The organism is Paenibacillus sp. ATY16, from assembly GCF_003399985.2.
GTDB classification, from domain to species: domain Bacteria; phylum Bacillota; class Bacilli; order Paenibacillales; family Paenibacillaceae; genus Pristimantibacillus; species Pristimantibacillus glycanilyticus.
Window position 1 is genome coordinate 22,680 of the sequence record NZ_NMOK02000043.1, and the last position, 11,888, is coordinate 34,567.

12 protein-coding genes and 1 pseudogene are annotated in these 11,888 nt (G+C 55.0%); all 13 read left to right on the forward strand.

Going from position 1 to position 11,888, the window contains the following annotated elements; translation table 11 throughout:
• The first annotated feature begins 64 nt into the window (after positions 1-64).
• The 13 genes and pseudogenes from CFI03_RS24000 (at position 65) to CFI03_RS24060 (ending at position 11,638) form a co-directional block, all read left to right on the forward strand.
• Entirely contained in the window at positions 65-1,111 is a 1,047-nt protein-coding gene (locus tag CFI03_RS24000) for an NAD-dependent epimerase (protein WP_201007455.1), read from the forward strand.
• Positions 1,112-1,158: 47 nt separating this feature from the next.
• Positions 1,159-2,172, forward strand: a pseudogene (locus tag CFI03_RS24005) (glycosyltransferase family 4 protein); the annotation flags it as partial.
• A 114-nt stretch (positions 2,173-2,286) separates the two neighbouring features.
• Positions 2,287-2,907 carry a sugar transferase gene (locus tag CFI03_RS24010; RefSeq protein ID WP_283094673.1) on the forward strand — a complete coding sequence of 207 codons (621 nt, stop codon included), beginning with the start codon at positions 2,287-2,289 and terminating at the stop codon, positions 2,905-2,907.
• Between the two features lie 29 nt (positions 2,908-2,936).
• The gene (locus CFI03_RS24015; RefSeq protein ID WP_127499319.1) at positions 2,937-3,605 is read left to right on the forward strand and encodes an acetyltransferase; all 669 of its coding nucleotides are present in this window, start codon (positions 2,937-2,939) and stop codon (positions 3,603-3,605) included.
• A 317-nt stretch (positions 3,606-3,922) separates the two neighbouring features.
• Positions 3,923-5,098: a DegT/DnrJ/EryC1/StrS family aminotransferase gene (locus CFI03_RS24020; RefSeq protein WP_248760413.1), complete on the forward strand. Its 1,176-nt coding sequence runs from the start codon at positions 3,923-3,925 to the stop codon at positions 5,096-5,098.
• Positions 5,085-5,981, forward strand: a complete 897-nt coding sequence (gene galU, locus CFI03_RS24025) for a UTP--glucose-1-phosphate uridylyltransferase GalU (RefSeq protein ID WP_248760415.1) — start codon at positions 5,085-5,087, stop codon at positions 5,979-5,981. Before CFI03_RS24020 ends, galU begins: the two co-directional genes overlap by 14 nt.
• 1 nt (position 5,982) lies before the next feature.
• The gene (gene tuaD / locus CFI03_RS24030; protein WP_248760417.1) at positions 5,983-7,326 is read left to right on the forward strand and encodes a UDP-glucose 6-dehydrogenase TuaD; all 1,344 of its coding nucleotides are present in this window, start codon (positions 5,983-5,985) and stop codon (positions 7,324-7,326) included.
• Between the two features lie 133 nt (positions 7,327-7,459).
• Positions 7,460-8,284, forward strand: a complete 825-nt coding sequence (locus tag CFI03_RS24035; protein ID WP_248760419.1) for a hypothetical protein — start codon at positions 7,460-7,462, stop codon at positions 8,282-8,284.
• A 108-nt stretch (positions 8,285-8,392) separates the two neighbouring features.
• Positions 8,393-8,872 (forward strand): GNAT family N-acetyltransferase, encoded by a 480-nt coding sequence (locus CFI03_RS24040; protein WP_248760421.1) that lies wholly within the window; start codon positions 8,393-8,395, stop codon positions 8,870-8,872.
• Positions 8,873-9,343, forward strand: a complete 471-nt coding sequence (locus tag CFI03_RS24045; protein ID WP_248760423.1) for a GNAT family N-acetyltransferase — start codon at positions 8,873-8,875, stop codon at positions 9,341-9,343.
• Positions 9,340-9,654 (forward strand): hypothetical protein, encoded by a 315-nt coding sequence (locus CFI03_RS24050; protein WP_248760433.1) that lies wholly within the window; start codon positions 9,340-9,342, stop codon positions 9,652-9,654. The genes CFI03_RS24045 and CFI03_RS24050 overlap by 4 nt, the downstream gene beginning before the upstream one ends.
• 96 nt (positions 9,655-9,750) lie before the next feature.
• A complete protein-coding gene (locus CFI03_RS24055) occupies positions 9,751-10,290 on the forward strand; it encodes a sigma-70 family RNA polymerase sigma factor (RefSeq protein WP_248760435.1) in 540 nt (179 codons plus the stop codon).
• Positions 10,283-11,638 carry a DUF4179 domain-containing protein gene (locus CFI03_RS24060; protein ID WP_248760437.1) on the forward strand — a complete coding sequence of 452 codons (1,356 nt, stop codon included), beginning with the start codon at positions 10,283-10,285 and terminating at the stop codon, positions 11,636-11,638. Before CFI03_RS24055 ends, CFI03_RS24060 begins: the two co-directional genes overlap by 8 nt.
• Positions 11,639-11,888: the final 250 nt, after the last annotated feature.

Sequence of the window (11,888 nt, forward strand, 5' to 3'; positions counted from 1 at the left end):
ACACAAGTGCAAACACAAGTGCAAACACAAGCACAAGCGAGAGCAGAGAAAGGGTGGGGGCTATATGACGATTTTGGTGACGGGAGCTGCCGGATTTATCGGCTTCCATTTGAGCGCGAGATTGCTGAAGGAAGGCAAACGCGTCGTAGGGCTGGACAATTTCAACGACTATTACGATGTGCAGCTGAAGCGGGACCGCTGGTCGCAGCTGGTCGCTTCGCCGTCCTTCAAGGGAGCCGAGCAGGATTTGGCGGATTACGAAGGTCTGCTGGCGTTAATCCGGGAGGAAGGCGTTACGACGATCGTCCATTTGGCGGCTCAGGCGGGCGTGCGTTACAGCCTCACGAATCCTTTTGCTTATCTGGAAACGAACCTGCAGGGCTTCGGCCATGTGCTGGAGGCTTCGCGCCAGGCGGGCATCAAGCATCTGGTCTACGCTTCCTCCAGCTCCGTGTATGGCGCCAACGTCAGCATGCCGTTTTCAGTCAGCGACAATGTCGACCATCCGGTCAGCTTGTATGCGGCAACGAAGAAATCCAACGAGCTGATGGCGCATGCCTACAGCCATTTATATAACCTGCCTACGACGGGACTCCGGTTCTTCACCGTATACGGCCCATGGGGCCGCCCGGATATGGCGTACTTCAGCTTTACGCAGAAAATTATGGCCGGACAGCCGATTCAGGTGTTTAACGAAGGCAAAATGCAACGCGATTTCACGTATATCGACGACATCGTGGAAGGCATTTACCGTCTGCTCGACCGCGCGCCGCAGCCAAACGCGGAGTGGGATCGCGTCGATCCGGATCCGGGCACGAGCTATGCGCCTTACAAGGTGTACAACATCGGCAACAACAAGCCGGTTGAGCTGATGGCGTTCATCAACACGATCGAGGATAAGCTGGGGCGCAAAGCGGTTATGGAGTTCAAGCCGATGCAGCCGGGCGACGTAACCGCAACTTACGCGGACATCGACGGATTGATGGCGGATGTGGATTTCCGTCCGGAGACAACGATTGAGGAAGGCATCGGACGTTTTGCCGAGTGGTACAAGTCGTACTACGGCGCCCAAGCAGATCTGCAGACGGCGGTAAAGGCGGCGGGACAATGAATCGAAAAATAGCCCATATCTGCACCTCCGGCATCAGCCACAAAATTATGGGCGACAAGCTTCGGCTGCTTCAGCAGCAGGAAGGCGTAGAGGTAACCTTCATCTCCTCTCCAGAGGGTGTAGATGCGGAGCTGATGAAGGAAAAAGCCTACCCGTTCGAATGGAAGCTGCTGCCGATGGCGCGCTCCATTCAACCGGTTGCCGACCTGCGTTCGATCCTTGCGATGTACAAGCTGTTCCGCCGGGAGCGGTATGACATTGTGCATACCCACACGGCCAAGGCCGGACTCATCGGACGGATTGCGGCGAAGCTGGCAAGGGTTCCGGTGGTTATTCATACGAGCCACGGGCTGCCGTTCTATGAAGGGCAGCCGAAGAAGACGTATTGGTTATACAAAATGCTGGAGAAGTTCGGCGCGTTATGCAGCGATGCGATAGCGTCGCAGAACGAGGAGGATGCCGGCGTGCTTCGCAAGCTGGCGCCTTGGCGGCCGGTGTTTGTGGAAGGCAACGGCGTAGACCTTAAGCATTTGGACGATCTGGCCGGCGCAGTAACGCCGGAGCAGACGGCGGCGCTTCGCAGGAAGCATGGCATCGATCGGGAGGAAAAGGTGCTGTTTATGGCGGCGCGTTTTGAACCGGTCAAGGATCATAGCCTGCTGCTAGACGCTTTATCGGAGCTCAAACGGGTTGGTGCGCTGAATTGGGTAACGGTATTGGCCGGACAAGGTCCGCTGGAGGCGGAGATTAAGCTTCAGGCGGAAATGAGCGGCCTAGAGGATGATGTGCTGTTCGTCGGACAGCAGTCCTCCATTATTCCTTGGCTGGTCATGGCCGATGCCGTAACGCTGACCTCGGAAAAAGAAGGCATCCCGCGCTCCTTGATGGAGGCGATGGCGCTCAGCAAGCCGGTTGTTGCCACGAAAGTGCTGGGCACGCGAGAGCTGGTTGCACATGCCGAGACCGGATTGCTCGTCCCTTACCGGGATTCGATGCAGCTGGGCGAAGCGCTTGCGGCGATGATGAACACGCCGGAAGCAAGGAAGCGGATGGGCGATGCGGGACGCCGCCGGATTGAGGCAGCGTTTACGGAAGCACGGGTTGTCGAACGTCTGATGCGGCTGTATCGCAGTACGAAGGCTCAAGTGGATCGGAGACGCGGACTTGGAGCCAGGCTGAATGCCTTTGGCAAGCGGCTGTTCGATCTGGTCGCCAGCGTACCGGCTGCGCTTCTGCTGTCGCCGGTGATGCTGATCGTTGCGCTGCTGGTGAAGCTGAAGCTGGGTTCGCCGGTATTGTTCAAGCAGCAGCGTCCGGGCAGGTACGGCAATCCGTTCTATGTGCTGAAGTTCCGCACGATGCGGGATGCGTACGACCGGTTTGGTCAGCCGCTGCCGGACGAAGCGCGGCTGACGTCCTTCGGCAAGCTGCTTCGCAAGCTGAGTCTGGACGAGCTTCCGCAATTATTTAACGTGATTCGCGGGGATATGAGTCTGGTGGGGCCCCGGCCTCTGTTGATGGAATATCTCCCGCTTTATACCGAAGAGCAGGCGCATCGTCACGATGTGCGTCCGGGCATTACGGGCTGGGCGCAGGTGAACGGACGCAATGCCGTCTCCTGGGAGGACAAGTTCAAGCTTGATCTCGTTTACGTGGAGCGGCGGAGCATCTGGTTTGATTTTCGCATATTGGTACGGACTGTGGGAAAGGTGCTGAAGCGTGACGGAATTTCGAGCGCGGGTCAGGCCACCGTTCAAAAATTTACGGGAAGCAGAGAAATGGGGAATGCATCATGATTAGCGGTCATACGGAGCAATACCGGGTAATGGAGGAGCCTGCAAGACGCCCTCTCATCGTTGTGGGTATGGGTGGACATGGCCGGGTGCTGATGGATATCGCCCGCGTATCGAAGACTTACCGATTGGCGGCAGTCCTTGACGACCGCTTCTCCGGCGTCGAGCTGCGGGGCGGCCTGCCGTATGGTCCAATCGCGACGCTGAAGCATTTTCTCGCGGATGAGCCGGGCATGCACGTGGTAATCGGCATCGGCGACAATCGGACGAGACGAGCCATCGTGGAGATGCTTTCTCTGCCTGAGTCCTCATACGCAGTGCTCGTGCATCCCGCGGCGGTTGTCGCGGAGGATGCGCGAATCGGGCTTGGCGCCGTGGTGATGCCCGGCGCGGTTATTGGCCCGGGCGCCGTCGTTGGCGCGCACGCGATCATCAATTCCGGCGCGGTCGTCGAGCATGACGCGCTGGTCGGCCCGTTCGCGCATGTATCGCCGAACGCGACTATGGCCGGCGCCGCCTCCGCCGAGGAAGGCGCGCATATCGGCAGCGGCGCGGTGCTCATCCCGCGCATCCGCGTCGGCAGCTGGTCCGTGCTTGGCGCGGGCGGCGTCGCGGTCCGGGATATCCCCGGCGGCAAGACCGCCGTGGGCGTCCCGGCACGGGTCGTGCAGCCACGCCTCAGCGTGGAGAAAGCGCTGTAAGGAAGCAACAGTAAGACAGTGTAAGGCGGAAACCCGCCTTACAAGGTTGGCTTCCGCAGTGGTTCCGCTGAAAGGTCGAACACAGCCTTTCGTGTATCGCTGCGGGGGAATTTGGCTGCCGAAAGGCTGGAATACGCCTTTCACTACCATCAAGCGCTCAGCGCCAGGCCCGGTCAGCCCCTTCTGGAGCTTACCGCCCTCGCCGCTGGCGGCGCAGCAAACCAAAACCAAGCGCGCAGCGTTGCAAACGCGAGCCGCGCGCACCATATAGCCCGCCCTGACAGAGGCGGGCAGCACAAAGAGGAGCTGATCGCGACGTGAACAACAGTCGAATCTATTTATCCCCGCCGCATTTGGGAACGCGGGAGCGCGAATACGTAGACCTAGCCTTCCGCACGAACTGGATCGCGCCGCTTGGTCCCAATGTCGACCAGTTCGAGCGCGAGCTGGCCGAGAAGGTGGGAGCGAAGGGGGCAGTTGCGCTGTCCTCCGGCACCGCGGCCATCCATATGGCGCTTAAGCTGCTGGGAGTTGGACGCGGCGACCGCGTTTTCGTCTCCTCGCTTACGTTTATCGCAAGCGTGAATCCGGTATTGTACGAAGGCGGCGTGCCGGTCTTCATCGACTGCGACGCCGAGACCTGGACGATGTCGCCGCAGGCGCTCGAGCGTGCCTTCGAGGAAGCGCATCGCAACAAGCAGCTGCCTAGAGCGGTTATCGTTGTCCACTTGTACGGGCAGAACGCCGACATGGATGCCATTAACGAGATCTGCGCCAAGTACCGCGTGCCGGTCATTGAAGACGCAGCCGAATCCTTGGGCACCACGTACAAAGGCAAATCCAGCGGTACTCATGGCAAATTCGGGATTTACTCCTTTAACGGCAACAAAATCATCACCACCTCCGGCGGCGGCATGCTGGTCTCCGACGATACCGCGGCCCTGTCGAAGGCGCGCTTCTGGGCGACGCAAGCCCGCGAGCCGCAGCCGCATTACGAGCATGCTGAGCTTGGCTACAACTACCGTCTGAGCAACGTGCTCGCGGGTATCGGCCGCGGACAGCTGGAGCTGCTCGATGACCGGGTAGCCGCTAGACGAGCGGTGTTCGACCGGTACAAGCGGGCTTTCGCCGACATCGAAGGCATCAACATGATGCCGGAAGCGGAATATGGCTATGCTACCCGCTGGCTGACGACAATGACGATCGATCCCATCACTACGGGCTGCACGCCGGCCGATCTTCTGGAACGGCTCACCGAAGCGAATATCGAAGCGCGCCCGGTATGGAAGCCGATGCACCGCCAGCCGCTTTTGCAATATTACCCGTATTTCCCGCATGAGCCGGGAAGCAGCGTGTCCGACACGCTGTTCGAGCAAGGCATCTGCCTGCCGTCGGGCTCCAGTCTCACGTGGGATGAGCAAGACCGCGTCATTACCTGCATCAAACAAACCATTCAGATGAAATCGAGGAGGATGTCCCATGAAAGTGCGTAAAGCGATAATTCCAGCTGCCGGTCTCGGCACAAGATTCCTGCCTGCAACAAAAGCTCAGCCGAAGGAAATGCTGCCAATCGTGGACAAGCCGACTATCCAATACATCATTGAAGAAGCAATTGCTTCCGGCATCGAAGACATTCTGATCATCAGCGGCCGCGGCAAGCGGGCGATCGAGGATCATTTCGACAAAACGTTCGAGCTGGAGGACATGCTTGCCAAGAAGGGCAAGACGAAGGAGCTTGAGCAAATCCGCGGCATCTCCGAGATGGCGAACATTCACTACATCCGTCAAAAAGAGCCAAAAGGCCTTGGCCACGCGATCTGGTGCGCACGCAGCTTTGTGGGCAACGAGCCGTTTGCCGTCCTGCTTGGCGACGATATCGTACAGTCCGAGGAGCCTTGCCTCAGCCAGCTGATCCGCGTCCATGACCGCTATCAGTCTTCGGTGGTTGGCGTGCAGCGCGTAGCGGATGAAGATGTATCCAAATACGGCATTATCGCGCCTCGCGGATCGTCAATCGAGCCGTCGGTCTTTTTCCTGGACGGACTAGTGGAGAAGCCTTCGAAGAAAGCCGCTCCTTCCAACTATGCCATTATGGGCCGTTACATCTTGACGCCGGAGATCTTCGATATTCTCGAGCATCAATCCCCGGGCGCGGGCGACGAAATTCAGCTGACCGACGCGATCAAGAAGTTGAATGACCAGCGCAACGTGCTGGCTTACAATTTTGACGGCGTCCGTTACGACGTAGGCGACAAGTTTGGCTTTATTAAGGCACAGCTGGACTTCGCGCTTCAGCGCGATGATCTGCAGAAGGATGTGCTGGGCTACCTGCAGCAAGTATACGAGAAGCATTTTATTACGAAGGCGGCGAACTAACATGCGGAAAATTACGGTAATCGGTACGGGTTATGTCGGTCTTGTTTCGGGTACTTGCTTTGCCGAGGTAGGCAACCGGGTCATCTGCTGCGACGTGGATCAGCGCAAAATCGACCTGCTCAATAGCGGTGTCATTCCGATCTATGAGCCGGGTCTCGAAGAAATGGCGCTTCGCAACAAAAGCGAAGGCCGCCTGCTCTTCACAACCGAAGTAGGCGAAGCGATCGAGGCTTCGGACATCGTCTATATCGCGGTTGGCACGCCGATGTCGGAGACGGGCGAAGCGGATATGCGTTACGTCATGTCGGCAGCGAAGAAAATCGGCGAGCATCTGAACGGTCACAAAATCATCGTGAACAAAAGCACCGTGCCCGTTGGCACGGGCGAGCTCGTGCGCGAGGTTGTTCAGGCGAACAAGAAATACCCTTGGACAAGCTTTGACGTCGTGTCCAATCCGGAGTTCCTCCGTGAAGGCACGGCGCTGTCGGACTGCATGAACATGGACCGTGCCATTATCGGCTCGGACAACGCGGAGGCGGCGGAGCAGATCGCGCAGCTGCATGCGCCGTTTAACACGCGGATCTTCAAGACGGATCTGGAAAGCGCGGAGATGATCAAATACGCGGCGAACACGTTCCTCGCAACGAAAATCTCGTTCATCAACGCAATCGCCAACATCTGCGAGAAAGTCGGCGCCGACGTGGAAGACGTAGCCAAAGGCATGGGCATGGACAGCCGGATCGGCGAAAAATTCCTCCAGGCCGGCATCGGCTACGGCGGCTCCTGCTTCCCGAAAGATACTTACGCGTTAGCGCATATCGCGGACAAGTCGGGGTATGACTTCGAACTGCTGAAGTCGGTAATCAAAACCAACCATCGCCAGCGCTTTGTCGTCATGGACAAGCTTCGCGAGACGCTTGGCGGACTTGCGGGCAAGCAGATTGCCGTGCTAGGCCTGGCATTCAAGCCTAACACGGACGACATGCGCGAAGCGCCGTCCTTAAGCATTATTCCGGAGCTGCTGAAGCAAGGCGCGGTTGTTCGCGCGTTTGATCCGATTGCAGCCGAAGCGGCTAAAAAACAGCTGCCAGCGGAGGTCGCTTATCTGGAGTCGGCGGAGCTTGCGGCAGCAGGCTGCGATGCCTGCGTGATTTTGACCGAATGGAATGAAGTGCTGACGATGGATCTGGCAAAGGTTCGCGACCGGATGAAGCAGCCAATTATGATTGACGGACGAAACAGCTTTGATCCGAAGGTCATGGAGCAGCACGGTTTTGTCTACTACTCGGTAGGACGCCGTCCGGTGAATCGCCTTGAAGCGGAACGCAAATCCGTGAATTTGTAAGAGGGAAGTGACTGCAAATCCTGATCTCGAAAGGGGGTGAGCACTTGAAAGAAGGTCCGCTTCGGCCGGGCGGATGTGAAGTGCGGATTTACCTTATAAAACGAAATTGCAGGAAATGCAGGAGGAGGAAGGTATGAAAAAGAAATTCCGGGCACTGATAACGCTGGCTGCTACGGCATTGCTTGTGCCGGCGCTTATCGTTAACGCGTCGAGCGCAGCAGCCGCATCCAAAACAACAGCTGCCGTTACAACAGGATCGTCATTGTCGAGCTTTTTCTCGCAATCGACGTTCCAGCCGCTTGCCAATACGTTCATTCAGAAGGTGATTCAGAACTTTGCGCAAGAAGTGCAAAAGGTTGTTGAGAGCGTTCAGAACGACAAAGGCAACAACGGTAATGGCAAAGGCAACAACGGCAATGGCAATGGCAACAACGGCAATAACGGTAATGGCAATGGCAACAACGGCAACAATGGTAACCAAGGCAACAACGGTAATCATGGCAACAACGGCAATAACGGCAATAACGGTAATGGCAATGGCAACAACGGCAACAATGGTAACCAAGGCAACAATGGTAACCATGGCAATAACGGCAACAACGGTAATGGCAACGGCAACAACGGCAATAATGGCAACAACGAGAAAAAAATCCAACAGGTGTACAATGACACTTCGGCGAAGCTGTTCCAGCTGCGCAACCAGTGCCAGGCCGGCCTGACGGACATCGCCGTGGAGTTCACGACGTTAACGTCTACGCATGAGAAGACGGAATTGTACAAAACCGGTACAGCCGCATTCAGCGCCTGCACAGCTCAGTACAAAACAGTCATGAACGATGCGAGCGCGCAAATCGTTGCTCTTGGCGGCGAGCCTTCGATCCTTGAACCGATGCAAAAACGGTACGAGGAAGAAATCATCGCAGGCCGTGCACAGCTTAACGCGATTGTAAACAAATAATATTTTGGCCGACAAGAAGAACCGCGTAATGGAGGGGAGCCTCTATTGCGCGGTTTTTTCTATCCTGTTTTCGGATTATAATAGGGTACGGAAACGGAGGTTGTCATCATGATTATCAGAGAGCTTGAGGAGAAAGACAACGCAGCTATTGAACGCGTAATCAGAGAATGCCTGATCGAATTTGGAGGCAATCGGGAAGGGCTGGCCTGGGCTGACGATAGCCTGAGCCATCTGTCCGACTATTATAATCGCGATGGCCGGGCCTATTGGGTTATCGAGCAGGATGGCGAGGTTGTTGGCGGCTGCGGAATCGCGCCGTTTGCCGACTCGAAAGAAGTATGCGAGCTGCAGAAAATGTATCTTTTCCCGGCGGTGCGCGGAACGGGGGTGGCGGCAAAGCTGCTCGATACGGCGATAGCTTTCGCCCGGCTTCATTATAAACAGTGCTATCTCGAAACGCTGCAAAACATGCATGCCGCTAACCGCTTCTACGCCAAGCATGGCTTCGAGTCGCTGGCTGCGCCGCTTGCCGGATCGGAGCATTTCGCGTGCGACGCCTGGTATATCAAAGGTTTGGAGAGTGTTTGAATGATGTCTCTCAACATTCAATTCGTCCCCGTAGAACCGGCTGATCTCGATATCATTCAGGACATTGTGAACTCGAATGCCGCTTACAATCTAATGGAGAACGGCCGTCGGGAACGCACCCGCCAAGAACTCCTCGAGGAGCTTTCCCCGCACCAGCACAGTCTGCTGATTCGGCTGGACGGACGTGCTATCGGTCTGCTGCAGTATTTGGACCGGAACCCGAAAGACGGCTATCCATGGCTCGGTCTGCTTATGATACACGAAGAGCTGAAAGGGAAGGGCTACGGTAAAGCGGCTTACGCTGCCTTTGCGCAGAGACTCAGACAGGAAGGGAAGCAATCCGTACGAATCGGCGTTATTCCGGAGAACGAACCCGCCAAACGTTTTTGGAGCTCCTTGGGCTTTCAATATTATGCGACCAAAATGGCCAACATCGGCATAGAGGTGGAATGTTACGAGAAGGCTTTATGAGTGCAGCAGGCGGATACCGTCTGCTTTTTTGTTTTATTTGGAAACTTTTAGGTGCGGCAAGCGTCCTAAGTATGGGAGGTGGGGATACGGGAGGCAAGTACATCAAAACCGTCGTAACCCATGAACAAGGTTATAAGTCGAACGTACTGGATACGAAGGATGGATTTCGTCGAACGGAAGAGCTTCATGAGCCGTCAACGATTCTGATTCCCGACGAAGACGCCGAGAACTTCCGGGGAGACCAATTGTCAAGTGACGAGCTTGGGCAATTAAAAAAGCACGTACAGTCTTTTATGAAGCTGGTTGATTAAGCAGGCGAATTCGTCTGCTTATTTTATTTTGGGCAAAACCGCTTGCTCCTCCCGGGAGTCTAATAAATAGATGCATAATGGCAGGGGAGGAAGCGTGTGGGAAACGAATTACTGGTGGCCGCAGCGAAACGTGGCGACGATGCTGCCTTTTATAGTCTCATAACGCAGCACAAAGAGAAGATGTACCGGATTGCTTATTCGTATTTGAAAAACGAAGCCGATGCCTTAGAAGCCGTGCAGGAAGCGACCTGCCGCGCGTATATGCGGATTCGCAAGCTGAAGGAGCCGGAGTTTTTCGGCAGCTGGCTAATCCGGATTCTGATGAATTATTGCGCGGACGAAGCGAAGCGGAAGGCACGAAGAGCGGACGGACAGCAAGCCGCTGCCGCTGCGATTGATCCGCATGCAACCAGCGGTGAGTCGGCCCTTCTGGAGCGGGTTATGCTCGAGTCGGCGGTGGAGCAGCTGGATGCGAACTATCAGAAAGTGATTCAGTTGAAGTATTATCACGATCTGACCATTACGGAGATTGCAAGAACGCTGCAGAAGCCCGAAGGCACGATAAAAACCTGGCTGCATAAAGCGCTAGGCGGGTTGCGGCAGCGGTTGGGGAAGGAGGGGGAGCCGAATGAATGAGTATCGGGATGAACAAGCGCGCGAGCTTCCTGAGCTGGAAGCGATGAAGGACTATATGGAGGACATTCCTATCCCGTTCGGGATTGACGCGACAATATGGAGCGGCATAAAGGCCGGTCGGCAGCGCAGAAGGCGAAGGGTATTTTCCAGAATGGCTGCTTATACCGCTTGTCTCTTGCTTGTCGTATCGGTCGCTTCCGTCCGCTTCTCTCCTGAAGTAGCCGCGTATGTGGGGGAGATACCGGGCCTCAAGCCGCTGGTCGAGCTCATTCATTATGATAAAGGCCTTGAGCTGGCAATAGACAATGATTTTATGCAGCCAGTGGCCCTCTCGGAAAAGCAGGACGGAATTAAAATGACGATTGACGGCATTATCGCCGACGAATCGAGAATCATTGTGTTCTATACGCTGGAGAACGTGGATGGGCAGAAGAGTGTCGTACATTTTCAAGGAGTTAGGTTAACTAATGTTAAGAATATGTCTAGTTCGTACGGTTCCGCTGCATTTGAAGAAGATTGGCAGATCAGGCAAGAAACGATAGAATTTCAGCCAGAAGACGGAACTCGTTTACCTGATACTTTGGAGCTTGAGATGAAGTTCAATAAAGTTAGCGAAGCTGCAACAACGGACACGGTGTGGCATTTTTCTATTCCGGTAGATAAAGCGAAGTTCGAGGGGCTAAAGGAGACCTATGATTTGAACCAGACTGTCACGGTTGAAGGTCAGAGGATCACCTTCGGGACGATGACAGTCTACCCGACAAGAATCGGGGTTGAAGTAAATTATGATCCGGCTAATACGAAGAAGCTGTTTTACTTTGATGATCTCCGGCTTGTAGATGAAAGAGGTGAGGAGTTCGGTTCAATAATGAATGGCGTATCCGGGTCCACCTTGGACGAGAACAGGCAAGTGCTTTACTTCCAAAGCAACTATTTCAAGAAGCCCAAACATCTCTATTTGCGTGCAAGCAGTATCCGGGCCCTGGATAAGGCTAAGCGCGAGGTAAATGTTGACTTGGAGCAGAAGAAACTGACTACCCGGCCGGATAGTCAGCTCACATTGAAAGACATTGGCAACAGTGCAGATGACGGCCAAGGTATTCTTATTTTTGAGCTGAAAAACGACAACCCGCTTGATCAGGACCGAATGTACAGTCTGTTTGAAAGTAAGTATAAGGATGCATCGGGAAAATCCTTCGAGTCCCATATGACGGGTTCCTCCGGCAATGGTTCAGATACTGAGTACGAGTATTACATTCCGAAGGAGAAATACCAAAGCCCGCTTACGCTATTCATTCAGGATTACCCGACCCGGATTCACGGGGACATTGATATCAAAATTAAATAAGATGAAACGACCGATGCGAGTGAACGCCACTGACCTTCACTTCTGAGTGAGGGCATATCTTTTTACCGTACGTTGGATCTACTCCAGTGAAATCAGGTTGAATGTGCGACTAGAGAGAGCTACGATGGATTTGCTCCAGTAAAAGGGGGAGTGAATGGTCTTCTGTCAATTAAGTAGACACTTATTTATGAAACTTGGAGCTGCTGGTAGTACAGTTTTTCGAATGAAACTGGGGATTTGTAGCCAAGCG

Excerpts from the sequence above, each read along its gene's own strand:
- CFI03_RS24000 (WP_201007455.1), top strand. The coding sequence starts at position 65 with ATGACGATTTTGGTGACGGGAGCTGCCGGATTTATCGGCTTCCATTTG.
- CFI03_RS24015 (WP_127499319.1), top strand. The coding sequence starts at position 2,937 with ATGGAGGAGCCTGCAAGACGCCCTCTCATCGTTGTGGGTATGGGTGGA.
- galU (WP_248760415.1), top strand. The coding sequence starts at position 5,085 with ATGAAAGTGCGTAAAGCGATAATTCCAGCTGCCGGTCTCGGCACAAGA.
- tuaD (WP_248760417.1), top strand. The coding sequence starts at position 5,983 with ATGCGGAAAATTACGGTAATCGGTACGGGTTATGTCGGTCTTGTTTCG.
- CFI03_RS24035 (WP_248760419.1), top strand. The coding sequence starts at position 7,460 with ATGAAAAAGAAATTCCGGGCACTGATAACGCTGGCTGCTACGGCATTG.
- CFI03_RS24040 (WP_248760421.1), top strand. The coding sequence starts at position 8,393 with ATGATTATCAGAGAGCTTGAGGAGAAAGACAACGCAGCTATTGAACGC.
- CFI03_RS24045 (WP_248760423.1), top strand. The coding sequence starts at position 8,873 with ATGATGTCTCTCAACATTCAATTCGTCCCCGTAGAACCGGCTGATCTC.
- CFI03_RS24050 (WP_248760433.1), top strand. The coding sequence starts at position 9,340 with ATGAGTGCAGCAGGCGGATACCGTCTGCTTTTTTGTTTTATTTGGAAA.
- CFI03_RS24060 (WP_248760437.1), top strand. The coding sequence starts at position 10,283 with ATGAATGAGTATCGGGATGAACAAGCGCGCGAGCTTCCTGAGCTGGAA.